The sequence below is a fragment of the Streptomyces sp. ALI-76-A genome (assembly GCF_030287445.1).
Classification (GTDB): Bacteria; Actinomycetota; Actinomycetes; order Streptomycetales; family Streptomycetaceae; genus Streptomyces.
Map to the genome: position 1 here is coordinate 225,474 of NZ_JASVWB010000004.1, position 26,229 is coordinate 251,702.

At 71.9% G+C, this 26,229-nt stretch carries 20 protein-coding genes and 1 pseudogene; 7 read left to right on the top strand and 14 right to left on the bottom strand.

Annotation, left to right across the window (positions count from 1 at the left end):
* Positions 1 to 269: 269 nt before the first annotated feature.
* Positions 270 to 563: an SCO0607 family lipoprotein gene (locus tag QQS16_RS37585; RefSeq protein ID WP_286068108.1), complete on the top strand. Its 294-nt coding sequence runs from the start codon at positions 270 to 272 to the stop codon at positions 561 to 563.
* A 49-nt stretch (positions 564 to 612) separates the two neighbouring features.
* Here QQS16_RS37585 and QQS16_RS37590 read toward each other — a convergent pair whose 3' ends face one another.
* The 6 genes from QQS16_RS37590 to QQS16_RS37615 form a co-directional block, all read right to left on the bottom strand.
* Positions 613 to 2,508 (bottom strand): DUF2264 domain-containing protein, encoded by a 1,896-nt coding sequence (locus tag QQS16_RS37590; RefSeq protein ID WP_286067019.1) that lies wholly within the window; start codon positions 2,506 to 2,508, stop codon positions 613 to 615.
* Positions 2,505 to 3,485, bottom strand: coding sequence for a hydroxyacid dehydrogenase (locus QQS16_RS37595; RefSeq protein WP_286068109.1), 981 nt, complete (start codon positions 3,483 to 3,485; stop codon positions 2,505 to 2,507). The genes QQS16_RS37590 and QQS16_RS37595 overlap by 4 nt, the downstream gene beginning before the upstream one ends.
* Positions 3,486 to 3,514: 29 nt before the next feature.
* Positions 3,515 to 4,378, bottom strand: a complete 864-nt coding sequence (locus tag QQS16_RS37600; RefSeq protein WP_286067020.1) for a carbohydrate ABC transporter permease — start codon at positions 4,376 to 4,378, stop codon at positions 3,515 to 3,517.
* Positions 4,375 to 5,364 carry a carbohydrate ABC transporter permease gene (locus QQS16_RS37605; RefSeq protein WP_286067021.1) on the bottom strand — a complete coding sequence of 330 codons (990 nt, stop codon included), beginning with the start codon at positions 5,362 to 5,364 and terminating at the stop codon, positions 4,375 to 4,377. The genes QQS16_RS37600 and QQS16_RS37605 overlap by 4 nt, the downstream gene beginning before the upstream one ends.
* Before the next feature lie 29 nt (positions 5,365 to 5,393).
* Positions 5,394 to 6,740 (bottom strand): ABC transporter substrate-binding protein, encoded by a 1,347-nt coding sequence (locus tag QQS16_RS37610; protein ID WP_286067022.1) that lies wholly within the window; start codon positions 6,738 to 6,740, stop codon positions 5,394 to 5,396.
* Between the two features lie 118 nt (positions 6,741 to 6,858).
* A complete protein-coding gene (locus tag QQS16_RS37615; protein ID WP_286067024.1) occupies positions 6,859 to 7,965 on the bottom strand; it encodes a substrate-binding domain-containing protein in 1,107 nt (368 codons plus the stop codon).
* A gap of 271 nt (positions 7,966 to 8,236) precedes the next feature.
* Here QQS16_RS37615 and QQS16_RS37620 point away from each other — a divergent pair, with 271 nt between their 5' ends.
* Positions 8,237 to 9,118 (top strand): isocitrate lyase/PEP mutase family protein, encoded by an 882-nt coding sequence (locus QQS16_RS37620; protein ID WP_286067025.1) that lies wholly within the window; start codon positions 8,237 to 8,239, stop codon positions 9,116 to 9,118.
* On the opposite strand, the gene QQS16_RS37625 is transcribed toward QQS16_RS37620, so the two are convergent.
* On the bottom strand, positions 9,111 to 10,310 hold the full coding sequence (locus QQS16_RS37625; protein ID WP_502963956.1) for a glycoside hydrolase family 64 protein: 1,200 nt from the start codon (positions 10,308 to 10,310) through the stop codon (positions 9,111 to 9,113). The genes QQS16_RS37620 and QQS16_RS37625 overlap by 8 nt on opposite strands.
* A gap of 269 nt (positions 10,311 to 10,579) precedes the next feature.
* Between QQS16_RS37625 and QQS16_RS37630 the strand changes: the two genes are divergently transcribed.
* Both QQS16_RS37630 and QQS16_RS37635 read left to right on the top strand, forming a co-directional pair.
* Complete coding sequence (locus QQS16_RS37630) at positions 10,580 to 12,202, top strand: alkaline phosphatase D family protein (protein WP_286067027.1); 1,623 nt, start codon at positions 10,580 to 10,582, stop codon at positions 12,200 to 12,202.
* Between the two features lie 138 nt (positions 12,203 to 12,340).
* Positions 12,341 to 13,708 carry a carbohydrate-binding protein gene (locus tag QQS16_RS37635; RefSeq protein ID WP_286067028.1) on the top strand — a complete coding sequence of 456 codons (1,368 nt, stop codon included), beginning with the start codon at positions 12,341 to 12,343 and terminating at the stop codon, positions 13,706 to 13,708.
* 115 nt (positions 13,709 to 13,823) lie between these two features.
* Here the strand turns inward: QQS16_RS37635 and QQS16_RS37640 are convergent.
* The 4 genes and pseudogenes from QQS16_RS37640 to QQS16_RS37655 form a co-directional block, all read right to left on the bottom strand.
* Positions 13,824 to 14,317, bottom strand: a pseudogene (locus QQS16_RS37640) (serine hydrolase); the annotation flags it as partial.
* A gap of 218 nt (positions 14,318 to 14,535) precedes the next feature.
* Positions 14,536 to 14,985, bottom strand: a complete 450-nt coding sequence (locus QQS16_RS37645) for a hypothetical protein (protein ID WP_286067030.1) — start codon at positions 14,983 to 14,985, stop codon at positions 14,536 to 14,538.
* Between the two features lie 145 nt (positions 14,986 to 15,130).
* Positions 15,131 to 15,811 (bottom strand): class F sortase, encoded by a 681-nt coding sequence (locus tag QQS16_RS37650; RefSeq protein ID WP_286067031.1) that lies wholly within the window; start codon positions 15,809 to 15,811, stop codon positions 15,131 to 15,133.
* A 122-nt stretch (positions 15,812 to 15,933) separates the two neighbouring features.
* Positions 15,934 to 16,416, bottom strand: coding sequence for a hypothetical protein (locus QQS16_RS37655; RefSeq protein WP_286067032.1), 483 nt, complete (start codon positions 16,414 to 16,416; stop codon positions 15,934 to 15,936).
* A gap of 1,209 nt (positions 16,417 to 17,625) precedes the next feature.
* Between QQS16_RS37655 and QQS16_RS37660 the strand changes: the two genes are divergently transcribed.
* Positions 17,626 to 18,504: a PP2C family protein-serine/threonine phosphatase gene (locus QQS16_RS37660; protein WP_286067034.1), complete on the top strand. Its 879-nt coding sequence runs from the start codon at positions 17,626 to 17,628 to the stop codon at positions 18,502 to 18,504.
* Between the two features lie 50 nt (positions 18,505 to 18,554).
* A complete protein-coding gene (locus QQS16_RS37665; protein WP_286067036.1) occupies positions 18,555 to 19,637 on the top strand; it encodes an MASE1 domain-containing protein in 1,083 nt (360 codons plus the stop codon).
* Positions 19,638 to 19,766: 129 nt separating this feature from the next.
* On the opposite strand, the gene QQS16_RS37670 is transcribed toward QQS16_RS37665, so the two are convergent.
* The gene (locus tag QQS16_RS37670) at positions 19,767 to 21,305 is read right to left on the bottom strand and encodes a CYTH and CHAD domain-containing protein (protein WP_286067038.1); all 1,539 of its coding nucleotides are present in this window, start codon (positions 21,303 to 21,305) and stop codon (positions 19,767 to 19,769) included.
* 277 nt (positions 21,306 to 21,582) lie between these two features.
* The gene (gene mraY / locus QQS16_RS37675) at positions 21,583 to 22,650 is read right to left on the bottom strand and encodes a phospho-N-acetylmuramoyl-pentapeptide-transferase (RefSeq protein WP_286067040.1); all 1,068 of its coding nucleotides are present in this window, start codon (positions 22,648 to 22,650) and stop codon (positions 21,583 to 21,585) included.
* Between the two features lie 355 nt (positions 22,651 to 23,005).
* Between mraY and pgm the strand changes: the two genes are divergently transcribed.
* Positions 23,006 to 24,646 (top strand): phosphoglucomutase (alpha-D-glucose-1,6-bisphosphate-dependent), encoded by a 1,641-nt coding sequence (pgm, locus tag QQS16_RS37680; protein ID WP_286067042.1) that lies wholly within the window; start codon positions 23,006 to 23,008, stop codon positions 24,644 to 24,646.
* Between the two features lie 132 nt (positions 24,647 to 24,778).
* On the opposite strand, the gene QQS16_RS37685 is transcribed toward pgm, so the two are convergent.
* Positions 24,779 to 25,900: a glycoside hydrolase family 53 protein gene (locus tag QQS16_RS37685; RefSeq protein ID WP_286067044.1), complete on the bottom strand. Its 1,122-nt coding sequence runs from the start codon at positions 25,898 to 25,900 to the stop codon at positions 24,779 to 24,781.
* Positions 25,901 to 26,229 lie beyond the last annotated feature (329 nt).

Consider the following 26,229-nt stretch of genomic DNA (forward strand, 5'->3'; position numbering starts at 1 on the left):
AGGTGAGTGCGCGGAGCCACTGGTGTGTCACAGCGTGACAAGGGACGGGAAACTCTGATACGCCATGATCATGACAACGATCGGCGGGGGCCGGTGCTTGGGCGCCGCCCCGTCCTGGCGGCACGCGACGGCCGCCCGCCCGCCTGGGTAGGCCGATCCGCGAATCATGAGTACGCGTACTCATGAATGATCCACCGGCTTCCCGCAGGCTGGTCCCACAAGCCACTCAGGGGGAGTCAACTGTGCGTGACAACGAGCGAGTTCACCGGATGTCCGCCGCGATGCGGCCCGTATGGGCCCTGGCGCTGGCCGCCGCGAGCGCCGCGCTGCTGGTCGGCTGCTCGACCGAGGACGCGAGCTGCGGAGGCGGAGAGTACCCGGTCCTGGCGGTGGGCAGCACCGGCAGCGCGTGCGTGTCCGACGGCGAGGAGCCGCCCAAGGGGTACGTCCGCTACCCCGAGGGCAAGGTCCCCGAGCACGTCGGCGACAAGTGGGACACCTACTGGAACACCCACACCGTCGACGAGAACGGCAAGATCATCAAGGCGCCCGACGCCGAGTGAGGTGTCCTGACGGGTGCCGCACGACCTGACGGGGCCGCACGACGCGGCGCTATCCCGCCTCGTGCGACACCCGCACCGGATCGAACGCGATCCGCGTCCGCGCCCCGCCACCGGCCCACACGACCTCGACCTCGGCGCCCTCGACGGCCACGGACGTGACCGCCTCGCCCGGACCGTCCGTCACCGCCTCGCCGGTCAACGTCGCGAGACCGACGTGCACCGTGGTGCCCCCGGCCCGGCCCACCAGCCTCGGCACCCGCGCCCAGCGCGTGTACGCGGTGCCCTGCGGCGCGCGGGCCGGTTCGGCGGACCCGCTCCAGCCGTGCAGACCGTGCAACGCCGAGACCAGGTCCTCCTCGGGCCCGGTGGCCCACCCGGTCTGCGTCACCCGGGCGCCGGCCGGAGCCCCGACCACCCGGTGCACCCGCAGCTCGTACCGCCCGTGCGCCACCGTCACGCTCTCCACCCGCAGCCCCGGCACCATCGGCGGCCCGCCGGTGAAGACCGGCCGGTGCCACGACGCCGCCCAGCCCCAGCCGTCGCCGTGTCCCGCGCCGAGCGGGTGGATCCGCCGCCGTACGCTGCGCCGCCCGTCCACCTCCACGGACAGGTGGTTGTCGGCCACGTTCCCAGCCGCGGTCGGCCCGGTCCGGGTCGAGTACGCCTGGCGCCCGTAGTGCGGATCGTCGCCCTCCGGTGCCTCCCCCTCGTGCGGGCGCACATGGTCGCTGCCGTGGTTGTGCAGCCGTACGATCCCGTCGGCCCGCGTCGCCTGCACCAGCAGCCCCGGCGCCGGCAGGGACAGCACCCGGTCGGCCTCCTCGACCGGCGCCGCCTCCTCCCGGGACGTCCACAGCGGATGGCCGGCGGGCGCCAGCAGCGAAACGAACGCCTTCGACGCCCAGTACGGGGACGCCGGGCCCGAGTAGGACTGGAGCGTCGCCTCGTGCGGGCCGTACCAGCCCAGACTCAGCAGTCCGTCACCGGTCAGCGCCCCGCGCTCCAGGAAGTAGCGCAGGCTGCCGCTCGCCAGCCGCCGGGAGGTGCCGGGGGACAGCGGCGTGTCCCCGGTCAGGGCGCCCAGGCCCACGGCCGCCGAGGCGGCGAACCGGTACGACAGGGACCGGCCGAAGTGCAGCGGCGCCCCGTCCGCGCCGAACGTCAGCGCGAAGCCGTCGAGGTGGGCGCGCAGCCGGGGACCGTAGCGGGCGGCGAGTTCGGTGTCGCCGCCGAGGTGCGCGTCGAGCACCGGGTACAGGTGCAGGGCCCAGCCGTTGTAGTGGTCGAAGGCGCGTCCGTCGCCGTCGGCGTACCAGCCGTCGCCCCGGTACCACGTCTCCATCAGCTCCAGCGCGCGCTCCCGCACGGCCGCGGTCTGTGCGTCGCCACGGCCCACGGACTCCAGGAAACCGGCCACCGTGAAGGGGAACAGGTACCAGTTGTTCGGCGCGGGCGTGTGCCGCAGCGCCCCGCGCAGCCACTCCTCGGCCCGGTCCCGTACGCCGTCGTCGAGGTGCTTCCACAGCCAGGGCGCCGTCAGCCGCAGCCCGAGCGCGACCGACGCCGACTCGACCATCGGCTGGCCCTGCACGTCGTGATCGAGGATCAGCGGCCAGGACTCGGCGTCGTCCCGTCCCGGGGTGCGGGTGCCCGCGGTGAGGCCGCGCGCGTAGCGGTCGAGCCAGCCGTGCGGATCGTCCCCGCCGGCACCCGCCACCCGGAACGCGGCGGCGAGGAACGTCCGCGCGTACCCCTCCAGTCCGTCGGAGCGCACACCTGAACGCGAGGGCCGGCCGGGCAGGTCGAGCAGCGCGCCGCCGGGCGTGGCCCAGCGCCACGCCGCCGTCAGGAGCCCGTCCGCCACCGCTTCCCAGTGCGCCCGGGTGTAGCCGGTGTACGGGCTCGACTCGCGGTCGTCCACGGGCAGTTCGAACGGGATGCTCATGCCAGGTACGCCAGCCTTTCGCGTCGTACGGGATGCAGGAACCCGGCGCCGGAGGCCCAGCGCGCGGTCTCGGCCACGGCGTGGTCGGCCAGCCGGCGCCACTCGTTGCCCTCGGATCCGGCGAGGTGGGGAGTGATGAGCGCGTTGTCGCAGGACCACAACGGGTGCTCGGGCGGGAGCACTTCGGGGTCGGTGACGTCCAGGACGGCCCGGATGCGACTGTCCTGGACGGCGTCGGTGAGCGCCTCCTGGTCGACCACCGCACCGCGCGCGGTGTTGATCAGCACGGCGTCGGCGGGCATCGAGTCGATCAGCGCACGGCTGACCAGTCCACGGGTCGCGGGCAGCAGCGGCGTGTGCACGCTGACGGTGTCGCAGCGGGCGAACAGCTCCGCCAACTCCACGCGCCGAACGCCGAGTCCGGCCGCGTCGGCGGCGGAGACGTACGGGTCGTACAGCAGGACGTCGACGTCGTGCGGGCGCAGCAGCTCGATCACCCGGCGGCCGACGAGCGAGGCCGAGAGGATGCCCACGGTGCGGCGGTAGTTGCCGACGGCGCGCGGAGTGCCCAGCCAGTCCCCGCGCCGCCGGGAGGCACGGTAGTCGCGGGCCCGCTCCAGGACGTGCTTGCCGGTGAGCAGGATCATGGCGAGGGTGTACTCGGCGACCGGCACGGCGTTGGCCGCGGCGGCGGAGCACACCTCGATGCCGCGCTCCCAGCAGGCGTCGGTGACATGGCCGCGCACGCTGCCCGCGGTGTGCACCACCGCCCGCAGCCGGGGCGCGGCCCGCAGCGCCGCCGCGTCCAGCGGCGGGCAGCCCCAGCCGGTGACCAGCAGGTCGACGTCGGCGAGCACGTCACGGGCGCGCGGTGTGGTCAGGTCATCCAGGGCCGGGAGCGGGGCGAGGTCGCAGATCCGGCCGAGGGCGTCCAGGGACTCGGGATCGAGGACGGCCCGGGCGGCCTCCTGGGACATGGCCACTGCCGCACGCGGCCGGAACGCGGTCACTTGACGGCTCCGGCGGTCAGACCGCCCCGCCAGAAACGCTGGAGCAGGACGAAGGCGAGGATCAGCGGCAGCACGGCGAGCAGCGAACCCATGATCACGACGGGATAGTACTCCGGCGACACGGACGCCGAGCTGTTCCACTGGTACAGGCCGAGGCTCACGGGATACAGGTCCTGGTCGGACAGCATCACCATGGGCAGGAAGAAGTTGTTCCAGATCGCCGTGAGCTGAAACAGGAACACGGTCACCAGCCCGGGCCCGAGCATCCGCAGCGCCACCCGCGCATAGGCGGTCAGCTCGCCCGCGCCGTCCATGCGCGCCGCCTCCAGCACCTCGTCGGGCACGTACCCCTGGCTGAAGATCCGGCCCAGGTAGACACCGAACGGGTTGAACAGGACGGGGATGAACACCGCCCAGAAGGTGTTGACCAGCCCGGCCTCCGACGCCATCAGGTACAACGGCAGCGCCAGTACCGTCTGCGGCACCATGACCGCCGCGAGGACCAGACCGAACAGCTTCTCCTTGTGCCGGAAGCGGTACTTGTCGAAGGCGTACCCGCAGGCGACGCTCACCAGCGCGCCGATTCCGGCCCCGAGTACCGCGTACAGCAGGCTGTTGGCGTACCAGCGCCCGTACAGGCCGCCGTCCATGGCGAACAGGTCGCGCAGGTTCTGCGCGAAGGAGAAGTCGCCCAGCGACAGCAGGTCGCTGCCGAACAGCGCGTCCCGGCCCTTGGACGCGGCGAGCACCAGCCACAGCACCGGCAGCAGGGTGTAGAGGACGGAGAGCGCGACCACGGCGTTGACCGTCGTACGGCCGAGCAGTCGCGGACGCGGCAGGGTGCTGTCGGTGGCGCTCATCGGGCCTCCTGGGCGTCGGCGCGGCTGGTCCAGCGGGTCACGCCGTAGGACAGGGCGATCGTGCACAGCAGCAGCACGACCGAGGCGGCCGCCGCCAGGCTGTAGTTGTTGCGGGTGAACGCCGCGTCGTAGATGTACATGCTCGGCGAGAACCGGGAGTTGATCATCGGTGAGGACTGGCTGAGCAGCACCGGCTCGGTGAACAGCTGCAACGCCCAGATCAGGGTGAACATCGCGACCATGACGATCGAGGCGCGCACCAGCGGCGTCTTGACCTGCAACGCCGTGCGCACCGGCCCGGCGCCGTCCACGACGGAGGCCTCGATCACCTCGCGGGGCACGGCCTGGAGGGCCGCGTAGAAGACCACCATGTTGTAGCCGAGGTTGCTCCACAGGGCGATGTTCACGATGGACGGGAGGACGGTGTGCACGCCCAGGAAGTCGATCGTGATGTCGGCGCGGGCGAACAGGTCGATGACCGGGCTGATGCCGGGTGTGTACAGGTACAGCCAGATCAGCGCCGCGATGATGCCGGGCACCGCGTGCGGCAGGAACAGCCCCAACTGCGCCCAGGCGCGCAGCCGTACGACCCCGGAGTCCAGCAGCAGGGCGAGGACGAGCGCGCCGGCGACCATGAGCGGGATGTAGAGGAGGCAGTACAGGGCGACGGTGCCGAGGCCGCCGAGGAACGTCGGGTCGGTCAGGACCGCCACGTAGCTGCGCAGGCCCACGAAGACGGTGCGTTCGGGGCCGAAGCCGAGGCCGGGCTGGTCGTCGCTGAAGAAGCTCAGGTGGACGGCGGTGCCGACGGGGATCAGGAAGACGGTGACCAGCAGGGCGAAGAACGGCGCCATCAGCACGCCGCAGGCGGCGAGTCGACGGCGGCGGGCCGCCCTGCGGGCACGGTGGGCGGGGGCGGGGGCGGGGGCGGGGGCGGCGGCCGGTGGCGCGGTGGCCGGTACCGGGTGCCGGGTGGTCGCGGTCATGGGGGAGTTCACCTGCCTTTCGGGGCGGCTCAGGTGCTGTGCTGCGTGGTGGACAGGCCGAGGGCCCTGAGGTCGGGCATGGTGCCGTCCTGGGCCGCGCGCACGGAGTCGATGAGGGAGCCCTGACCGCCGCCGGCGCGGGCGAAGTTGTCCTGCATCACCCTCAGCGTGGCGGTCATCCGCGGCCCCCACACCCAGCCGTCCCGGATCTTGTCGGCCTCCCGCTGGAAGAGCGTGTAGATGTCCTGGCCGCCGTAGTAGGAGCGGTCGAACGCCTCGCGGCCGACGGCGACCAGTGCGGAGGCGGCCGGGTACTGGCTGCTGGTGCCGCTGGACAGACGGGCGCGCAGGGCGTCCGGGTGGGACACCTGCCACTCGATGAACTCCATCGCGGCCTCGGGATGCCGGCTGTCCTTGGTGACGGCGAACGTGGAACCGCCGTGCGTGCCGACGGACGGGCTCTTCGTGTCCCACTGCGGCAGGGGCGCGATCCGCCACTGCCCCTTCTGCCCGGGCCGCGCGTTCATCTGCGCGCCCGCGTCCCAGGCACCGCTGAGCCGGGTGAGCACCAGTCCGTCGCCGATCTGCGCGTCGGACTGCCTGCTCTCGACGGCGTTCACGAACACGTCCTCGCGGTCGATGAGCCGCTGCCAGTACGCCGCCACGCGCCGGGTGGGCGCGTCGGCGAGGGAGACGTTCCAGGCGCCCTCGCCGGTGTCGAACCACTGCGCGCCCGCCTGCCAGGAGTAGCAGGCGAACTGGGTCCCCCCGTCCGTGGGGAAGAGCACCAACCGCCGGCCGGACGCCCTGCGGCGCACGGTGTGGGCCAGTTCGGCGAACTCCTCCCAGGTCCGCGGGACGCGCAGGCCGTACCGTTCGAACAGGTCGGTGCGGTAGTGCATCACCATGGGCTCGACGTCGAGCGGGACGCTGAACACCCGCCCCTGGAAGGTGGTCAGCCCGAGCGCCTGCGGCAGCAGTTTGCGGCGCAGGCTGTCGCCGACCAGGTCGGTGATGTCCCGGGCGACACCGTCGATGGCGAACCCGGGTATCTGCGGGTACTCGATGGTGGCGACGTCGGGGGCGTTGCCGGCCCGGGCGGCGTTGCTGAGCTTCGCGTAGCCGCCCTGGGTTCCGGAGGGGATCTGCTGGAAGTCGACCTGGACGCGGTCGTGGGTCTTGTTGAAGGCGTCGACCACCTCCTGGCTGCCGCGCAGGGCGGACCAGAAGGTGACGCGCGTGGTCTTTCCGGTGCCGGTCTTTCCGGTGCCGCGCGACGGCGAGTCCGACGAGCCGCTGCAGGCGCTCACGGCTCCTGACAGCGGCACGGCGGCCGTCGCGGCGAGCACGGACCGGCGACTGGGCCGACCGAGCATGGGGCCTCCCGCGGCTCTGCGTGTCGGGGGACACGGCGATTCGGGACACGGGAATCCTCATCGCGCCGACCGCAAACGGTCAAGAGAACGATCAGAAGAAAATAAAGCGGTCAAACGATCACGAGGGAACGGGGGCGGGACCACGGGTCGAGCCGCGCACCGTCAGGGCGGGCAGCAACTCGACGCGGCGCACCGGCGACCCGGCGCCGGGCCCGCCCGCCAGCCGCTGGAGCAACAGCTCCGCGGCCACCCGTCCGACCTCCGCCTTGGGCGGGGCCACGGCGGTGAGCGGAATACTGCCCAGGCCCGCCAGGACGTCGTCGTAGGCCACCACCGAGCAGTCCTCGGGCACCCGCACGCCGTCCTCCGCGAGCCGCTGCACGACCATCAGCGCGTCCACGTCGCTGTGCAGCACCGCCGCCGTCGCACCGAGTTCGCGCAGCAGTGCCGGCACGTCCGCCGTCTCGTGCGCCGCGTACGGCCCGTCCTGGCCGGCCTCCGGCGAACTCAGCGTCCACGTCCACCTCTCCACCAGCGGATGCGCCTCGGCGATCTCCCTGAAGGCGGCCCGCAGGCTGCGCGCGGTGGGGCTGTCGTCGCGCGTCGCGAACACGATCCGCCGGTGGCCGAGCCCCACCAGGTGCTCCACCGCGAGATGGGCGCCGTACCAGTGGTCCGAACACACCGAGTCCCCCGCGTGCAGCGCGCTGCCCGGCCGCGGGCGCCGCTCCATCAGCACCGCCGGCACCTCCAGCGCGGCGAGCCACCCGTGGTCGGCCTCCTCCACGGCCGGGGTCCGCCACCGGGGCGCCAGCAGCAGGCCCCGGGCGCCGTCGGCGAGCGCCCGCTCCACCAGGGGGCGCTCGGCTCCGCCCGCGGGCGGCACGATGTGCAGCGCGACGCGCATCCCGGCCTCCTCCAGCACCGAGCGGGCGCCGTGCAGCGTCTCGTACAGGTACGAGTGCCGCTCCGGCACCACCACGGCCACGGTGTCCCCGTCCGTGCGCGCCGGGTCGGAGCCGGGCAGTTCCTGGGCGGGCAGCGTCGAGTGCACGACCCCGTGTCCGCGGCGCAGCCTGCCCTCGCGGGTCAGCTCCTCCACGTCCCGGCGCACCGTCACCACCGAGACCTGCAACTCCACGGCGAGATCCCGGACCCGCGCCTGGCCGCGCGCCTCCACCGCGGCCAGGATCCGCTGCCGTCTGACATCGACCGGCTCCCGCACGAGGGCCTCCCAGCACGCAGATGTACGTTTGATCGATGCGCGCCATCATAACGATCGCTCCGAGAAGTGCCCCCTCGCGTGCTCGGCCGGGTTCGAGTGACGTTTCTGCGGTGAACGCGCTACTCCGGGCGAGTGAGCGGAACCGTCCGCACCGACGCGGTGGCCGAGCGGGCCCTGGAACATCTGGCGTCGGCAGGGGCCGCCGATCGGCGGCCCCGCACGGTCGACGGCCGTACGAGACGGGCCGCCGTTGCCCGAGGAGGAGACGACCGTGACCTACGGGAGCACCTTGCGCGACCGGATCGCCGCACCGGGGACCACCCCGCTGATCGGCGTCCACGACATGTACTCCGCCTCCCTGGCGGCCCGGCACTACGACGGGATGTTCGTGTCCGGGTTCGGCTTCGCCGCCTCCCACTACGGCCTGCCCGACATCGGGTTCATCGCCTGGCCGGACATGGTGGCCTTCGTCCGGCGGCTGCGCGGCGCCTTCCCGCGCCACGACCCGCTGGTGGACATCGACGACGGCTACGTCGTCACCGAGGTGGCCTGCCACGTCGTGGCGAGCCTGGAGCGGATCGGGGCCTTGGGAGTGGTCCTGGAGGACCAGAGGCGCCCGCGCCGCTGCGGGCACGCCGACGGCAAGCAGGTGCTGCCGCTGGACGAGTACCTGGACAAGCTGGAGGCGGTGCTCGCCACCCGGCGGGACCTGGTGGTCGTCGCCCGCACGGACGCCACCGACGAGGACGACATCGTGCTGCGCGCGAAGGCCCTGGCCGCCACCGGCGCCGACGTGGTGCTGGTGGACGGGGTGCGCAGCGTGGAGTGGATCCGCCGGATCCGTGCGGAGGCCGGCGCCAAGCCCGTGCTGTTCAACCAGATCGCGGGTGGCAGATCCCCCCGGCTCCCGCTCGGCGAGCTGTCCGCGCTGGGCGTCGACGCGGTGGTCTACAGCACGGCGTGTCTGTTCGCGGCGCACCGGGCCATCGAGGCCGCGCTCACCGAACTCAAGGCGGCCGACGGACGGCTCGCGCCGGTGGAGGAGCACACCGGAGTGGGGGTCGCCGAGTCCACGGCCCTGCTGGAGCGGAACCTGCCCCGGCGTGGCCGTGGCGGCGCCCCCGCACCCGGTGCGCCCGGCGGTCTCAGCTGAACGGGTCCAGCGTCAGATACGCCTGCCGCGGGTTGCCGTCGTGCACCAGCGACTCGTGGTGACCGACGTCGTCGAAGGCGAACGCGTAGGCCTTTCCGTCGGCCATCCGGTCATGGATGATCCGCGCGTAGTGGTTGGTCCCGGCGTCCTGGTAGAAGGCCGCCGCGGAGGTGTCGGGCTGGTTGGGGTTGACCAGCAGCGTGGAGCGGTTGAAGCCCGCGCACAGGGTGCGGGAGATGGGGCCGCGCACCGCGTCGTTCGGGGCGTCGAGCAGCCTGTGACACCCGAAGACGCTGTCCGCGTCGGGCTTCTGGAAGCTCGTGACCACCGCGCCGGCGCCGTTGGTGAAGTGCATGACGTTGCCGGAGACCCGGCCGAAGTACCGGGTTCCGGGCTGGTCGGCGAACGGGGTCACGGTCAGCGTCTGCGTCGTGTACTTCTGCCAGACCCGGTTGATGTAACCGTCCATCACCGAGGCGGGCAGGGCGCCGGTCTGGACCCCGTGACCGGGTGAGAGCGCCCGCAGCGGCGTTCCGTCGGAGCGTGTCTGGACCAGCCCCGCCCAGCCGCCCGGCTGTGCCCGCAGGGCGTTGAAGACGGCGTGGTAACCGCCCGGCTTGAGGTGCCCGGTGTTCGCCGTGCTGCCGTCGGCGCGCTGCACGCCGACCGCGTAGGGGGCGGAGAACATGTCCACCTGTGTGCTGTTGAGCCACAGCCCGGAGTCGTTGAGTGTGTACTCCGACCAGTTGAACTGGATGTCGCGGTTGGGATCGCTCGGGTTCTGCACGGCCGGCTGCACCAGGCCGCCGGTGGCCAGCTTGAAGACGAGCTTCTGCCCGTACGAGAAGTAGATCCGTCCGGAGAGCTTGGGGATCCGGATGGTCTTGGACTGTCCGGCGGCCGGTCCGGGGATGGACGCGTCGGGCGCCGGGACGGGCGGTATGCCGCCGGCGGGCCAGGCGTGGAACGTGCCGTTCGCGTCGGCCCAGCCCTGCCGGCCGTCGGTCAGTGACGTACCGATGGTGTAGACGTGGACCGGCTCGGAGCGGCCGGAGTTGTTGGTCAGTTTCAGCGGGATCGTGGCCGGCACCGCCGCCTGGGCGGGCGCCGGCGCGGCGAACGTGAGCAGCGAGACCAGCAGCGCGCCCGCCGCCGTCGCGGACATGAACCGGGGTTTGAGTCTTCCTAGCACGCTCCACCTCCGTGCGGGTCCGGTACGGCGATTGGTCCGTACCTTCTGAGAGCGCTCTCAGAGTCGCGGCGCGACGAGTGCATGTCAATGCGTACGACGGCCCCAAACGGGTGCGCGCGCAGGCCTGTTGATCCACGGGTGGCGTAGTGGGCCGTGTGATTGTCCGGATTTCGATCTTCGTCTCCTTAGGGTCCGCACGTCCCTTGCATTCCGGTTCGGGCCTGTGGAGCCGGCATGTCTGCGCACCGCCGACCGTGAACCAGGACCGTATGAGCTCAGCAGACCGCGAACTGCGGGCCGCAGCCCGTCACTTCGGACGCCGCCGATTCCTCTCCCTCACCGCCGCGGCCGCCGCCCTGGCCTTCACCACGAACGTGCCGGCCGCGGGCGCGGCCGGCAGGGGCGAGCTGGACACCGCGAAGATCGCCGACAACCCCTTCACCCTGGGCGTCGCCTCCGGGGACCCGCAGCCCGGATCCGTGGTGCTGTGGACCCGGCTGGCCCCCTCCCCGTACGAGCCGGGCGGCGGCATGGCCAAGCTCGCCGCCGCGGTGCTCTGGGAGGTGGCCACGGACGAACGGTTCGCCGTCGTCGTGCGCAGCGGCGCCGAGATCGCCCACCCCGAGTACGACCACACCGTTCACCTGGAGGTCGACGGCCTCGATCCCGGCCGTGAGTACTACTACCGCTTCAGAGCGGGGGCGTGGATCAGCGAGACGGGCCGCACCCGTACGGCGCCCGCCGGCACCTCCGCCGTCGCCTCCCTGACCTTCGCCGCCGTGTCCTGCCAGGCCTACCACGAGGGCCACTACACCGTGCACCGCCACCTCGCCCAGGACGACGTCGACGTGGTCTTCCATCTCGGCGACTACCTGTACGAGTGCGCCGTCAACTCGGCCGGCGGCGCCCGCGGCTACCCCAGCGGCACCCTCCCCGACATCTTCGACCGGGAGACCGTCACGCTGGAGGACTACCGGCTGCGGTACGCGCTGTACAAGAGCGACCTCGACCTGCGGGCGGTCCACGCGGCGCACCCCTTCGTCGTCACCTGGGACGACCACGAGACCGAGAACAACTACGCCGGCGCCGTCGACGAACACGGCAGTCCGGCCGAGGAGTTCCTGGTCCGCCGGGCCGCCGCCTACCGCGCCTACTGGGAGAACCAGCCGCTGCGCGGCGCCCAGAAGCCCGTCGGCCCCGACCTTCAGCTCTACCGGCGGCTGCACTGGGGCACACTCGCCCAGTTCGACGTCCTCGACACCCGGCAGTACCGCTCCGACCAGGCGTACGGCGACACCAAGCACGTGCCGGGGCCTCAGTCGGACGATCCGGCGCGCACCATGACCGGGCAGACGCAGGAGAACTGGCTGATCGAGGGCTGGCGCGCCTCGAACGCGCTGTGGAACGTGATGCCCCAGCAGGTCTGCTTCTCACAGCGCAGGCTCGATCTCGACGAGCAGGCACTGATGTCCATGGACGCCTGGGACGGCTACCGCGCCTCCCGCAACCGCATCCTCGGGGGAGCGAAGTCGGCCGGAGTCGAGAACCTGATGGTCCTGACCGGTGACGTCCACGTCGGCTACGCCTTCGACATCAAGGACGTCTTCGACGATCCCGCGTCCAGGACCCTGGGCACCGAGATCGTCGCCACCTCCGTCGCGAGCGGCAAGGACGGAGCCGACCAGCCCGGCAACTGGGAGACCTACATGAAGGCCAACCCGCACCTGAAGTTCTACAACGGGCGGCGCGGCTACGTGCGGGTCGAACTGGGGCGGCAGGAGGCGCGGGCCGACTTCCGGACCGTCTCGGCGGTGACCGTTCCGGGAGCGCCGGTCACGACGGCCGCCTCCTTCGTGGTCGAGGCGGGCAGTCCGGGGCTCCAGCCCGCGTGAGCGGGGCTCCGTTGCGCCGGGCGGGTCCCTGGCGTGTCGTCCGATACGCGGAACCGCCGGGCGCCGGACATGTCCGCCCGGCCCACGGCACAAGCTGTTGATTCGAGACACCCTTCCGCTGAGACCGAGGAGACCTGCATGCCCAACAGACACATCGGTGCGGCCTGCGCCGCCATGACCGCGTTCGGCGCGCTCGCGCTGACGGGGCTGCCCGAGGCGACGGCCGCCACGCCTCCCGCGCCGGCGGACGGTCCCTCGGCCGCGCGGACCCTCGGGGCGGACTCCCCGTCGACGGCGGTGCTGCGCGCGATGCAGCGCGACCTGCGGCTGACGGAACGTCAGGCCAGGGTCCGGCTGGAGAACGAGGCCGAGGCGGGCACGCGCGCGGGACGGCTGCAACTCGCCCTGGGCAAGCACTTCGCCGGCGCCTGGGTGAAGGGCCCGGCGTCCGCCGACCTCACCGTCGCCACCACCGACGCCGCGGACGTCCCGATCATCGAGGCCGACGGGGCCCAGGCCGTCGTCGTCAGGACCGGCCTGGACGACCTCAGGGCCGCCAAGGCCAGGTTGGACGGCGCCACCACCGCTGCCACGGCCCGGGAGGCGCCGGTGCGGTACGTCGACGTGCGCACCAACCGCGTGACCGTCCAGGCCACGAGCCGTACCGCGGCGGACGCCCTGGTCGCCGCCGCCGGGGTCGACAGCGAGCTGGTGGACGTCAAGGTCTCGGCGGACCGCCCGCGCGCCCTGCACGACGTCCGTGGCGGCGACGCCTACTACATCGAGGAGACCGCCCGCTGCTCGGTCGGTTTCGCCGTCACCAGGGCGGAGCAGCAGGGCTTCGCCAGCGCCGGGCACTGCGGCAAGGCGGGGGAGAAGACCGCCGGCTTCAACAAGGTGGCCCAGGGTGTCTTCGAGGCCTCCGTGTTCCCCGGGCAGGACATGTCGTGGGTGGCGGTCAACAGCGACTGGTCGGCCACGCCCGACGTCAAGGCCGAAGGGGACACGAACGTCCAGGTCGGGGGCTCGGTGAAGGCACTGGTCGGCGCCGCGATCTGCCGCTCGGGCTCCACCACCGGCTGGCACTGCGGCACGGTCGAGCAGCACGAGACCAGCGTCAGCTACGCGGAGGGCACCGTCGACGGCGTGACGCGGACGACGGTGTGCGCCGAACCGGGCGACTCGGGCGGCCCCTACCTCTCGGGCACGCAGGCGCAGGGCGTCACCTCGGGCGGCTCCGGCGACTGCACGACCGGCGGCACCACCTTCTACCAGCCGATCAACCCGCTGCTCAGCACCTACGGCCTCGTGTTGAAGACCACCGCGGCCCAGACCGAGACCCCCGGCACCCCCGTCGGCCAGTCCGGTACCTGGTCGAGCGGCCGGGTCTACGACACCGGAGCGCGGGTGACGTACGACGGCGTCACCTACCTGTGCCTCCAGGGCCACCAGGCGCAGGGCGCCTGGCAGCCCGCGGCGACACCCGCGCTGTGGCAGCGCGTGTGACCCAGCGCGACGACGGAGCGCGACGGCCGAGCGGTACGCACACCGAGCCGGTGCGCGTGCCGCTCGGCCGTGCTTCGGCCGTGCTTCCACCGCCCTCGCGCGGTGGTTCCGCGCGTCACGGGTCGGCGAGCAGGCCGTAGGCGGTGGGCACGAAGGTGTCACGGGCGCGGAACCGGCGGGTGCACACGGCCGCCAGCGCCGTGCCGGTGCCCGGGTCAGAACCCCGGGAAGGCCTGCCGGCCGAGTGTCGCCCCGCAGTGGAAGTACACCGGTCCGCGCTCGGTCGGATGCTGGAACCAGCCGATCGTGTGCGCGTGCCGGTGCCCGAGGCCGCGGCGGAGCACGGGGCGGCGCACCGTCCACAGCGCGTCGGCCAGCGCCGAGCGGGACGGCGTCAGATGCGCCTCGGCGAAGGTGAGAGCAGGTCGTCCGGCGTGCCCCGGACGGCGCCGGCCGCCCGGAATCCGCCGATGTCCAGCGAGAGCGTGGGGGTGTCCCGTCCCTGCGGTGACCTACCGCGTCGAGGTCCGGGCCGCCCGGGTGCAGGGCGATCCCGTCGAGCCGCAGGGGGAGCAGTAGGTGCCGGGCCAGCAGCGTGTCCCAGGGCGAAAGTAGCTACATTGATCAACTGTCCGCACGGGAAATTCGACGCCGGAAAGTTGAAGGGCGCAACTTGGCGACGCGGCGGGTGTGGGGGTGCCGGAGTACGCGGGTTCTGGACAACCGGGACCCCGGAGCTGCCGTGCCGCGCCCCACAACGCACGACGGTGGACCGCCCGGGAGGGCGGTCCACCGATGGAGAGGCGTCAGCGCGGGCTGACGGGAGCTCAGTACCAGGCGGTCCAGGCCAGATCGTGGCCGTCGCACGCGAGCAGTGCGCGCGAGACGCGGCCGTGCAGGTTGTTGCCGAGCTTCGTGTAGGCGTAGTTGATGCCCGGGTCGACGGTCTCGGAGACCCAACCGTCGACGCGTCCGACGCCGGAGTCCGAGCGCTGCAGAACGGCGGCACAGTTGGCGCGGGAGTTCTCGATCCGGGCGAAGGACCCGCACGTGTCGGAGTAGAAGTACTTCAGGGCCATGCCGGAGGCGAACTGCGTGGGACCGACCTGGCGGAACGTGCCCACGCAACTGGAGAGGGTGGGGTACTGGCCCTCGTTCCCGTACGCCCCGTAGTTGCCCCCCTGGAACGACGCCGCCTGCGCGGATACCGGAGTGAGCGCCATCACCGCGGCGGCGCCCCCCGCGGCCAGCAGAGTCGTGAGTGATCGGCGGCTCATGAGCCCCTCTTTCCTGTGTCGGCGTGCACTGAGCGAACGTCGGACGGCCGACGCGTGCGTCGGCGACCGCTCGCGAGTCGACCCTAGGAGGCCCCGCCGCCGACCGGTGCCTGACACCTGTCAGGATGCGGGCGCGCGGTGAGCGTCAGACGAGGTGCGCGAACACGACCAGGTTCTCCGTGTAGTCCCGCGCCGAACGGTCGTAGTCACCCGCACAGGTGATGAGCCGGACCTGGGCCTGCGGAGTGTCGCCGTACACGCGCCAGTCGGGGAAGTCGTCCTTGTCGAACGTCTCCACACTGTCGACCACGAAGGTCGCCTTGCGCCGGTCGGCCCGCACCACCCGGAAGGTGTCGCCCTTCTCCAGCTCACTGAGCTCGGCGAAGACCGCGGGGGAGGTGGCCGTGTCGACGTGCCCGGCGATGATCGCGGTGCCCGGCTCGCCGGGGGAGGAACCCTTGGCGTGCCAGCCCACGAGGTTGGTGTCGTCGGCGGGCGGGGCTTCGAGCTGCCCGCTCCGGCCGACGGCGAGATCCGTGAAGGGGGCGTCGACCGAGATCTTCGGGATGACCAGGCGCAGCGGCCTCGACCTCGGCAGGTGCCTGTCCTTCCCGGGCCGGGCGGAGGCGGCCGACGGGCTGACGGGTGCGGCGGCCTGCGCACCCTGAGGCGGGCGGGAAGCCTCTGACGGCGTGTCTCTTCCGCCGAACAGACTCGTCGCCACCACCAGGGCGGCCACGGCACCCAGCACCGCCACACCGGCGCGGGAACTCCGCTCGGCCGGCACCGGCTCGCTGTCGGCGGGGGAAGAAGGACCGGCTGCCATCGGACAGCACCTCACTCTCACTCGGACACGGCAGCACAGGAGGGGGAACGCACGACAGCGGGCCGGGCCGCCGCCGAACTCGTAAAGGCGGCGGCCCGGACTGCTATCGCGTCAGGCATGACTCAGGCCGCGTTGTGGGCCGACTTGTTGCGCCGCACGGCGTACAGGCCGGTCCCGGCGACCGCCAGGACGGCGAGACCGCCCGTGGTCACCCCCGGCGAGGCGAGCGCGCCGCCACCGGTGTGCACGCCGCCACGGGGCTTGTCGTGGTCACCGCCGTACGCCTTCTCGTGGCCACCGCCGTACGAGTCCTTCTCGTGCTCGCTGTCCTTGTAGCTCTCCGAGTCGTGCTTGGGGTCCTTGTACGTCTCCGGGTCGTGCTTCGGGTCCCGCGCGGTGCCCCACTCGTCCTCGTTCACCGCGGTCAGCGCGCCACCACCGGTGTGCATGCCGCCGCGCGGCGAGTCGTGCTTGCCGTACTTGTCGTGCTCCTTGCTGTAGGACGAGTCCTCGTGGTCCCAGTCGCCCGCGTAGGCGCCGGGCGCGGTGATCGCGAGAACGGCGGAGGCGGCCGCGGTGGCCAGGAGCATGCGTGTGGAGCGCATCCGGAATTCCTTCCGTCTCGGCGCGGGCAGCTGGCGTCGCGTCAGCTGGACTGACCCGGCCTCGACATGATTTACCGTCAGTCAGACCCGGGGATCCCACCACTCAAGGCGCTCACACGGGCGAACGCGCGTCCTTTCGGGGGAGTGGTCCGCCCTCGGCCCGGCGGTGCTGCGAGGGGTGGTCCGAGCGCCTGCTGCGAGTCGGGCACGCGGTGGCGTCCGGTCCGGTCCGTCCCCGTCGGCGTACGCCGTGCGGTGGCGCGTCCCTCCGGAGGGACCGGCGAGCGCGACGGATCACCGGAATGGGGGAGGAGCCGAGTCCCGGCCCCGAACACCGTGCCGTACGGCCGAATGGAGTCCGTCCGCCGACAACGCGCCCTGAACCATGTGGGGTTGGTCGCCGGGCCGTGGACCCCGGACCGGTCGCCGATCGACTCCGGTGGCTCGGCCGACGGCCTCCCGGTGCCGCCGACGGACCCGGCCGGGCTCACTGACCCGGCTGGGCTCCGTGATGCCGGCCCGCCGCTCACGTGTCCGCGGCAGGGCACCGTCCCGGCGGTGATCGAGGCCGGGTCACGACGGATGCCGACCGGTGCTCGGTCGGTGCGGATGCCCGGATGCCGGGATGCCGGGATGCCCGCTTGAGGGTGTCGTACCTGTGTTCGGCGAGGTGTGGGGGCGAGGGTGCGCCCGGTCGGGCGGGCGCTGTGACTCGACGGGCGGCTGGGTGGGCGTACGGCAGGGTGCTGGTGCTGGTGCTGGTTGGGTACGGGGCCGTGTCCTTGCCTGCCGCGAGACGTCGCGCGGGGTGGACCGGGAGAGCGTCTACCTTGGACCGGACCGGACCGGACCGGACCGGGCTGAGCGGCCAGGTGCCTCCGCGCACGGTCGGGTGGGAGGGCCGGACCCAAGGCACCGGCGGCTCCGCGGACCTGAGGGACTCCCTCGACCCGCACCCCGGGAAGCCCGCGCCCACCGACCGGGCGGGCCCTGCGGCGCGCTCTCCGGCCCGGTCGGGCCGTCCCGACGCGCGGTGGGTTCCAGGCCGGCGGAGCCGCGCGGCGCGAGAGCCGTGACCCGGGCTCCGGCCCGGCTGCCACGAGGGCGGGGCCCAGGGGATTCAAGCCGCACTCCGACATCGCTATCATCCGATAAGGACTATTTGGGGATATCCGCCCCGAACGGGTCGACATCCTCCCGGAGTGATCAATGTCCCGCACGCGCCCCCCGGACGACGGCGACGAGCTGCTGACCAGGCTCGGGTCGCTGACCGCGCAGGCGCGCGAGCACGCGGAGCTGCAACGCTCACGGGTCGAACTGGCCATCGCCCTACAGCGCGGCATGCTGCCCACGGACATGCCCACGGCGCCCCGCTACCACCTCGCGGTCCGCTACGCCCCGGCCTGTCATGGACTGAACGTGGGGGGTGACTGGTACGACGCCTTCACGATGCCCGACGGGCGTATCGGGCTGTCGATCGGCGACGTCCAGGGTCACAACATCGAGGCCGCCGCCTTCATGGGGCAGGTGCGGGTCGGCCTGCGCGCCCTCGCCTCCGTCACGAGCGAGCCCGGCGAACTCCTGGCCCGGACCAACGACCTGCTCCTGTCCCTCGGTACGGAACTGTTCGCCACCTGCACCTTCATGCGCCTCGACCCGTCCACCGGTGTGCTGGAGAGCGCGCGGGCCGGACACATCCCGTGCGTCTGGGCCACCGCGGACGGGAGGTCCGGCATCGCCGGCGGGGAAGAGGGCCCGCCCCTGGGCATCCAGGAAGGGATGACCTACCCCGTGACCCGGCACCGGCTCACCACCGGCGGAGTCTTCGTCCTGCTCACGGACGGCGTGGTGGAAGGCCCCCTGCTGGAGGTCGACGAAGGGCTGGACCAGGTGGTCCGGCTCGCGGGCGTCGCCGCCGTGGCCGGTCTGACGGCGGACTCGCTCGCCGCCGCCGTGATCAAGGGTGCCGACCGCGTGGGCCACGAGGACGACGCCGCGGTGCTGGTCCTCGGCTATGACGGGCCCGACGGTCAGCCGAAGGACGGGGCCGAACGTCAGCCGAAGAGCGGGGCCGAAGGTCAGCCATAGGGCCGCACAGCACGCCTCCCGCCTCGCCGGGACCACGACACCGGTGTCTGATGACTGGTGTGGTGCGTACCCAGGATCTGCGCCGGCCTGGCGTCCTCGCCCTCCAGACGCTGGCGGTCGCCCTCGGCTACTACGCGGCGGGGCGGCTGGGACTGCTGCGGAACCTGGCCGTCGAGGGCGCGGTCTTCACCCCCATCTGGCCGCCCACGGGCGTCGCGGTGGCCTGCCTGCTGATCTTGGGGCTGCGCGCCTGGCCCGGCATCGCACTCGGTGTCCTGCTCATCATCACGCACCTCACCTCGCTGCGGCCCGAGGTGCTCGGCAACCTGCTGGGCAACACCGCCGCCCCCGTCTGCGCGTACCTCATGCTGCGCAGGGTCGGCTTCCGCACCGATCTGAGCCGGCTGCGGGACGGCCTCGCCCTGGTGTTCCTGGGCGCCCTGACCAGCATGCTGATCAGCGCCACCGTCGGCGTCGGCATGCTCGTGATCACGGACCGGATCCCCACGGGCAGCTTCTGGTCGGTGTGGCTGGCGTGGTGGGTGGGCGACGCGATGGGCGTCCTGATCGTCACCCCGCTCCTGCTGTTGCTGCACGGGGCCCGCCTGCCTCTGCGGATGCCCCGGTGGAAGGAGGCCGTGGGGCTGAGCATCATCGCCTGCGGCGTCGTCCCGCTGGCCACGCACAACAGGGCCAGCCTGCTGTTCCTCGTCTACCCGCTGCTGATCTGGGCGGCGCTGCGCTTCCAACTGGCCGGCAGCATGCTCTGCGCCCTGTTCACGTCCGTCCTGGCCACCGTCTCCGCTACGGACGAAGTCGGGCCCTTCGAAGGGCTGACCCATATCGAGGTGATGATGAAACTGCAGGCCTTCAACGGCTCCATGGCCCTGACCGCCCTGCTCCTGTCCGCCGTGATCACCGAGCAGCGCAACACCCGACGCTCGGTCGAACGAGCCTGCCAGGAACTCGTCGAGGTCCTGGAGCACCTCACCGCCGGCGACACCCCCCGCGCGCAGCCGCCACGCGAGGCAACGGAGAAAGAGATCCAGGAGTTCCAAGAGCTCCGAGGGATCAGTGACACCCGAGAGGACCGGGACACCGATGATCCCCGGCACCGACCGGCGGGAAGCTGATCACTCGCACCCCGCACCCCGCACCCGCGCCCGTTCGCCGGGACGACCGGGGAGAACCGGCCCCGGCCCTCCCCGACCCCTCCGCCCCCGACCTCTCAGCCCCTCCGACATCTCAGCCCCTACGCCCCCTCAGCCCCCGATCGCCTTACGCAGCCCGGGCTCCGACGCGCGTGCCCACACCCGCGGCAGCTCCCGCTGCTGCTCACCGGCCGCCGCCTGCTCCTGCCCGTACAGCAGCCCCCAAGTGAAGCCGGCCTCGCCCACCGTGCCCGCCGCCACCGCCAGGCGCCGCAGCTCGTGGCGGGCCACCACGCTGTCCTGGTGTTCGCCGAGCACCTTCTGCACGGCCTGGACGCGCTTCCCCAGACGCTTGACGGGCTTGCCGAGCGCGGCGAGGGCCGGCTCTGTCGCGTAGCGGGCCTTCTTGGCCGCCTTGCGCGCCTGGTGCAGGGCCGTGTCCCGGTCCGCCCCCGGCGACGGCTCCAGTGCGGCCGTGACGCGGCCGGCGAACCGGTCGTACTCCTTGAGGACCGCCTTGGCGGCCACGTCCTCCGGTTTCCGGGCGGCCTTGGGGCGCAGCGGAGGCCGCGCGACCAGTTCGGCCAGCGCGTCCAGCAGGGCCAGATAGCGTCCCGAGGCGAGGGCGTCCTGCGTGCGGGTCCGGGCCTCGGAACTCTTGGTGACGTGCCACGCCTGCAGCCGGGCGGCCACGGGACCCAGGACCAGTTCCCGGGGCAGGGCCTCCACCTGCGTGCTGAGCCGCTCCCGGAGCACCTCGTGGTCGCGTTCCGCGCCGAGCTCGCCGGCCAGCCACCTGAGCTCCCTGCGGACGGGATCGGTGGCCTCGCGGTCCAGGACCGAACGGTACGACCGCAGCACACTGCGCAGCCGCCGGCAGGTGACCCGCATCTGGTGCACCGAGTCCGGCAGGTTCCGGCGGACCGCGGGATCGAGGTCCACCAAGGTCCGCACCTGCTTCTCCACGTACCCGAGGAGCAGATCGCCAGCCGAGCCCGGCACCACCTCCTCGGCGCGGACGTCCGGCAGGCGGGGCGCGCCCACCCCCGTCTCCTCCAGCGCCCGGGCCAGCTTGGAGGGACCGGGCAGCCGCTCGACGCCGTTCTTGCGCAGCCTCTTGTCCACGGCCCTCAGCAGCGCGGGGTCGGCGTCCTCGGCGAGTTCGACCTCCAGCTCCGTCCACGAGGCGCGGGTGGCGCCGGCGAGCAGGGACTCGGCGTCGACGGCGTCGACGCTCAGCTCGCCCAGCACGGTGCCCTCGGCGTCGACCAGTTCCCGCCTGCGGCGCGTGGTGCGGATGCGGACGACGGGCCCCACGTCCGCGCCCCGGGTGCGGGAGACCATCAGGTCACGCAGCTCGCCCGGGACCACGTCGGACAGCGGGGCGTGCACCTCCTCCCGGCTGTCACCGGTCAGGGGGAGCTTGAGGTGCCAGCCCGCGTCGGCCCCGCCGGTCCGGCGCCGCAGGGTGGCCGAGGCGCCGGCCAGCCGCAGGTCCACGGTGTCGTAGTACACGGCGTCGAGGTCGTCGGTGCCCCGGTCCACGACCGACGCGACGCCGTCCACGTCGGTGAGGTCGGGCAGCCAGGAGGTGTCGTCGGCCGCCGGGGCCGCGTACTTGCGTTCGGTCTCACGTTTCGACTGGGCCATACTCTGCGCGTACTCGTATCAGCACGGATCAAACCCGGCAGAACCCCCCGTCCCGCCCCGGACGACCGGCGAGAGCGGGCCGTCCCGCCAGGTGAGCCCGCAGCCCCTTGAGGTCGTCTCGCCGGTGTGCCCGCAGAGGGCGCCGGGGAGCGTCACAGCGGCACCCGCCGGCGGCATGGCGGACGAGGCCGCGCCCGGCCCCCGGGTCCCTGGCCGGTGTCCCGCCGTGACGGGCCAGGGTGTGACCGGCGTCCCGGCGCGACAGGCCAGGCCCGGCTCAGCCCGCCGCCCACCCCGCGTAGAACAGGCCGAGGCCGACGATCACACACATGCCCTGGATTGTCCAGAAACGGACCACGACCAGTACCTCGGACCAGCCCTTGAGCTCGAAGTGATGCTGGAGCGGCGCCATCTTGAAGACCCGCTTGCCGGTCATCTTGAACGAGCCGACCTGGATCACCACGGACAGCGTGATCAGCACGAACAGGCCGCCCAGCAGGACCAGCAGCAGCTGGGTACGGGAGCAGATGGCCAGTCCGGCCAGGGCGCCGCCGAGGGCGAGCGAGCCGGTGTCCCCCATGAAGATCTTGGCGGGTGAGGTGTTCCACCACAGGAACCCGAAGCAGGCCCCCATGAGCGCGGAGGCGATGACGGCGAGGTCGAGCGGGTCGCGGACCTCCATGCAGGCGGCCGGGTCGGTGAGGTTCATCGCGTTGGCGCAGGAGTTCTGGAACTGCCACAGACCGATGAAGGTGTATCCGCCGAAGACCATGACCGAGGCGCCGGTCGCCAGCCCGTCCAGACCGTCCGTCAGGTTCACCCCGTTCGACATGGCCAGGATCATGAACAGCGCCCACAGGACGAACAGCACGGGCCCGAGGGTCCAGCCGAAGTCGGTGACGAACGACAGCCTCATGGAGGCCGGGGTCTGACCGCGCTCGTCCGCGAACTGGATGGCCAGGACGGCGAACACGATGCCGACGATCAGCTGGCCGGCCATCTTCGCCCCGGCCCGCAGCCCCAGCGAGCGCCGCTTGACGATCTTGATGTAGTCGTCCAGGAATCCGACGACGCCCATGCCCGCCATCAGGAACAGCACCAGCAGTCCCGGGTAGGTCACGCTCTCACCGGTGATGATCTTGGTCAGGGCGTACGCGAGGAGGGTGGCCAGGATGAAGGCGATGCCGCCCATCGTCGGCGTCCCGCGTTTGCCGTGGTGACCGCGCGGTCCGTCGTCCCGGATGAACTGCCCGTACCCCTTGCGGGCCAGCAGCTTGATCAGCAGTGGGGTGCCGAGCAGGGTCAGAAAGAGGCCGACGGCCCCGGCGAACAGGATCTGATTCATGGGACGGCTGTCTCCCCCTCGGCTACGTTCCCGCGCGGGGCGCCTCGCCGGTGTCACCGGCGACCCCGCCCACACCTTATGCAAGGGCGCGATCTCCGCGGCGGGCGGGTACTTGACCTTCCACGGCACCGGCGTGCCGTCGAGGCCGGCGTCCTCGGCGCTGCCGGCCGTCCCGGCGCCGCCGGGTCCGACCGGCAGGGGGTCGGGTGCGCGACGACCCGGTCCGACGGCGGCTGTGCGGAAGGCCGTCCGCGCGGCCCGGCGAACGGCGAACCGGGGGCGGACTCGCGTAACACGGCCGTGACGAGGAAAGATGGGGGCGTCAGCGTGTGTCGAACGATGTGTGGGAGCGGGCATGCAGCACGAGCGAGCGGGCAAGCCGGCCGATCCGGCGGACCTCGTCGATGTCGCCCAACTGGTCACCGCGTACTACGCGTTGCACCCCGATCCGGCCGAGCCGGGGCAACGCGTCGCGTTCGGGACGTCCGGACACCGCGGATCGTCGCTGTCGGTCTCGTTCAACGAGGCCCACATCGCGGCGACCAGCCAGGCCATCTGCGAGTACCGCGCCGGCCAGGGCACCGACGGCCCCCTGTTCCTGGGAGCCGACACGCACGCCCTGTCGGAGCCGGCGAAGGTCACCGCCCTGGAGGTGTTCGCGGCCAACGAGGTGACCGTGCTCATCGACAGCGCGGACGGCTACACGCCCACCCCGGCGGTCTCGCATGCCATCCTCACCCACAACCGCGGACGGACCTCGGGCCTCGCGGACGGTGTCGTGGTCACGCCCTCGCACAACCCGCCCGCCGACGGCGGCTTCAAGTACAACCCGCCGAGCGGCGGCCCGGCCGCCTCCCAGGCGACGACCTGGATCCAGGACCGGGCCAACGAGATCATCGCGAACGGCCTCAAGGACGTCCGGCGCGTCCCCTACGCCCGTGCGCTCAGCGCCGCGAGCACCGCCCGCCACGACTTCCTCGGCGCCTACGTCGCCGACCTGCCGAGCGTCCTGGACCTGGACGCGGTCCGCGCGGCCGGTGTCCGGATCGGCGCCGATCCGCTGGGTGGCGCTTCGGTCGCCTACTGGGGCCGTATCGCCGAGGAGCACCGGCTCGACCTGACCGTGGTCAACCCGCTCGCGGACCCCACCTGGCGATTCATGACGCTGGACTGGGACGGCAAGATCCGGATGGACTGCTCGTCGCCGTTCGCCATGGCCTCGCTCATCGAGCAGCGCGACCGTTTCCAGATCGCCACCGGCAACGACGCCGACGCCGACCGGCACGGCATCGTCACGCCGGACGCGGGCCTGATGAACCCCAACCACTACCTGGCCGCGGCCATCTCCTACCTCTACTCCCACCGCACGGGATGGCCCGCCGACGCGGGGATCGGCAAGACGCTGGTGTCGTCGGGGATGATCGACCGGGTCGCCGCCGACCTGGGGCGCCGGCTGGTCGAAGTGCCCGTCGGGTTCAAGTGGTTCGTGGACGGACTCGTCGACGGGTCGCTCGGTTTCGGCGGCGAGGAGTCGGCCGGGGCGTCGTTCCTGCGGCGCGACGGCTCGGTGTGGACCACCGACAAGGACGGCATCATCCTGGCGCTGCTGGCCTCCGAGATCCTCGCGGTCACCGGGAAGACGCCGTCGGAGCACTACACCGCGATGACCGCCCGGTTCGGCGAGCCCGCCTACGCCCGCATCGACGCGCCCGCGACACGCGAGGAGAAGGCACTGCTCGGCAAGCTCTCGCCCGCCCAGGTCAGCGCGGACACCCTGGCCGGCGAGGCGGTCACCGCCGTACTCACCGAGGCGCCCGGCAACCAGGCGGCCATCGGCGGCATCAAGGTGACCACGGCCAACGCCTGGTTCGCGGCGCGCCCTTCGGGCACCGAGGACGTCTACAAGATCTACGCCGAGTCCTTCCTCGGCCCCGACCACCTCGGTCAGGTGCAGGAGGAGGCCAAGAGCGTGGTCCGCTCGGCTCTGGGCGGGTGAGGTCCCCCGCCGCAGCAGGAACGGCGCCGCCCTCGGGCGGCGCCGTTCCTGGTCCTGGTGCCCCGTCGAGCGGCGGCCGTCGGCCCTCCCGGCGGGACCGGAGCCGTCAGGTCCGCGCCGGGTACCCGGCGCCTACGGGGTCCACTTGATGTTCGGGTTCACCTGGCCGGTCCAGTTGAAGATGGCCATGTTGTCCCAGCCGTTGCCGCTGTTGTTGATGTCGGCCGGGTCCCATCCATTGCCCTTGACCGCGTACCAGGTCGGCTCCCAGTAGAAGACGCCGATCGCGCCGGCGTTGCGGGCCGTGTTCTGTACGGCGGTGAAGTTGTCGGCCTGCCCCTGCCAGCTGAGCGGATAGCCCGAGCAGCCGGAGGTGATGGAGTTGCCGGTGCCGTCCGCGTTCGCCGAGGTGAACGGGTAGGCCGTCTCGGCGATGACGACGTCCTTGCCGTACCGGGCCTTCATGTCGGACACGACACTGCCCATGTTGGCCAGCGTGCCGTGCCACGGGCAGTAGTAGGACAGCCCGGTGATGTCCCAGTTGACGCCCTTGGCCTTGATGCCGTCGTAGAACCAGCGTGCGTGCGCGTCGCTGTCCGCGTTGGCGGTGTGAATGATCACCTGGGTGCCGCTGTTGCACGCCTTGGTCGCGTTGTACCCGGACTTGAGCAGCAGACTGAGGTTGGTGAAGTCGTTGTTGACCACCTTGCCGTCGTCCCACAGCATGCCGACGTTGATCTCGTTGCCGATCTGCACGCTGTCCGGGGTGGTGCCCTGGGACTTGAGGCTGTTGCAGACGTCGTACGTGTAGTTGTACACGTCCGTCTGCAACTGGTTGATGCCGTGGCCCGACCAGGCCGCGGGCTTGTACTGCTTGCCCGGGTCCGCCCAGGTGTCCGAGTAGTGGAAGTCCACCAGCAGCTTGAGGCCCTTGGCCTTCACCTGCTTCGCGTACGCCAGCACCTTGGCCTTGTTGTTGTAGCCGCTGGCGGGGTTGTTCCAGACCCGTAGGCGGACGTAGTTCACGCCGAGGCCCTTGAGGATGTCGAGCGGATCCTTGGCGGTGCCGCTCGCGTCGTAGTACTTGGCGCCGAGGTCGAGAGCGCGCTGCGCGGTCGAGACGTCGGCGCCCCGCATGCTGAGCGAGTTCGCGGCAGAGGCGCTCGTGGGCGTGGTGAGCAGGGACGCGGGCAGGGCGACGGCCGCCATGAGCAAGGCGACCTTCACTGTGCGGCCTGGACCGTTCACGGTCATCCCGACCTCCTTTGATCGAGACGGGGCGAAGTCGAGGCCGAGGGGCCTGACATGCGCATGTAGGGGTGTCCGTGAACGTTCACAGTAGAGGAGGTAACAGGAGCTGTAAATGTGTGTGTCACGAGGATTTCGTACAGGTGGAAGGCGTGTTCTTCGGTGCTATGGATTGGGTACGTGCACAGCCCGGTCGTCGGCCATCGGCCCGCCCGTCGGTATCGCCGAGCCGTGTTCTCCGGTCGCGACGGTGACTTGATGCGGGCCGACCTCTTGCCCCTGCCCGAACCCCCGGTTTACCGTTCCTGCGTTTGCGTGCGATTGAAACGATTCAA

Excerpts from the sequence above, each read along its gene's own strand:
- QQS16_RS37635 (WP_286067028.1), top strand. The coding sequence starts at position 12,341 with ATGCCCAACAGACACATCGGTGCGGCCTGCGCCGCCATGACCGCGTTC.
- mraY (WP_286067040.1), bottom strand. The coding sequence starts at position 22,650 with ATGAATCAGATCCTGTTCGCCGGGGCCGTCGGCCTCTTTCTGACCCTG.
- QQS16_RS37610 (WP_286067022.1), bottom strand. The coding sequence starts at position 6,740 with ATGCTCGGTCGGCCCAGTCGCCGGTCCGTGCTCGCCGCGACGGCCGCC.
- QQS16_RS37650 (WP_286067031.1), bottom strand. The coding sequence starts at position 15,811 with ATGGCAGCCGGTCCTTCTTCCCCCGCCGACAGCGAGCCGGTGCCGGCC.
- QQS16_RS37655 (WP_286067032.1), bottom strand. The coding sequence starts at position 16,416 with ATGCGCTCCACACGCATGCTCCTGGCCACCGCGGCCGCCTCCGCCGTT.
- QQS16_RS37670 (WP_286067038.1), bottom strand. The coding sequence starts at position 21,305 with ATGGCCCAGTCGAAACGTGAGACCGAACGCAAGTACGCGGCCCCGGCG.
- QQS16_RS37685 (WP_286067044.1), bottom strand. The coding sequence starts at position 25,900 with ATGACCGTGAACGGTCCAGGCCGCACAGTGAAGGTCGCCTTGCTCATG.
- QQS16_RS37595 (WP_286068109.1), bottom strand. The coding sequence starts at position 3,485 with ATGTCCCAGGAGGCCGCCCGGGCCGTCCTCGATCCCGAGTCCCTGGAC.
- QQS16_RS37600 (WP_286067020.1), bottom strand. The coding sequence starts at position 4,378 with ATGAGCGCCACCGACAGCACCCTGCCGCGTCCGCGACTGCTCGGCCGT.
- QQS16_RS37645 (WP_286067030.1), bottom strand. The coding sequence starts at position 14,985 with ATGAGCCGCCGATCACTCACGACTCTGCTGGCCGCGGGGGGCGCCGCC.
- QQS16_RS37665 (WP_286067036.1), top strand. The coding sequence starts at position 18,555 with ATGACTGGTGTGGTGCGTACCCAGGATCTGCGCCGGCCTGGCGTCCTC.
- QQS16_RS37585 (WP_286068108.1), top strand. The coding sequence starts at position 270 with ATGTCCGCCGCGATGCGGCCCGTATGGGCCCTGGCGCTGGCCGCCGCG.
- QQS16_RS37590 (WP_286067019.1), bottom strand. The coding sequence starts at position 2,508 with ATGAGCATCCCGTTCGAACTGCCCGTGGACGACCGCGAGTCGAGCCCG.
- pgm (WP_286067042.1), top strand. The coding sequence starts at position 23,006 with ATGCAGCACGAGCGAGCGGGCAAGCCGGCCGATCCGGCGGACCTCGTC.
- QQS16_RS37630 (WP_286067027.1), top strand. The coding sequence starts at position 10,580 with ATGAGCTCAGCAGACCGCGAACTGCGGGCCGCAGCCCGTCACTTCGGA.
- QQS16_RS37660 (WP_286067034.1), top strand. The coding sequence starts at position 17,626 with ATGTCCCGCACGCGCCCCCCGGACGACGGCGACGAGCTGCTGACCAGG.
- QQS16_RS37605 (WP_286067021.1), bottom strand. The coding sequence starts at position 5,364 with ATGACCGCGACCACCCGGCACCCGGTACCGGCCACCGCGCCACCGGCC.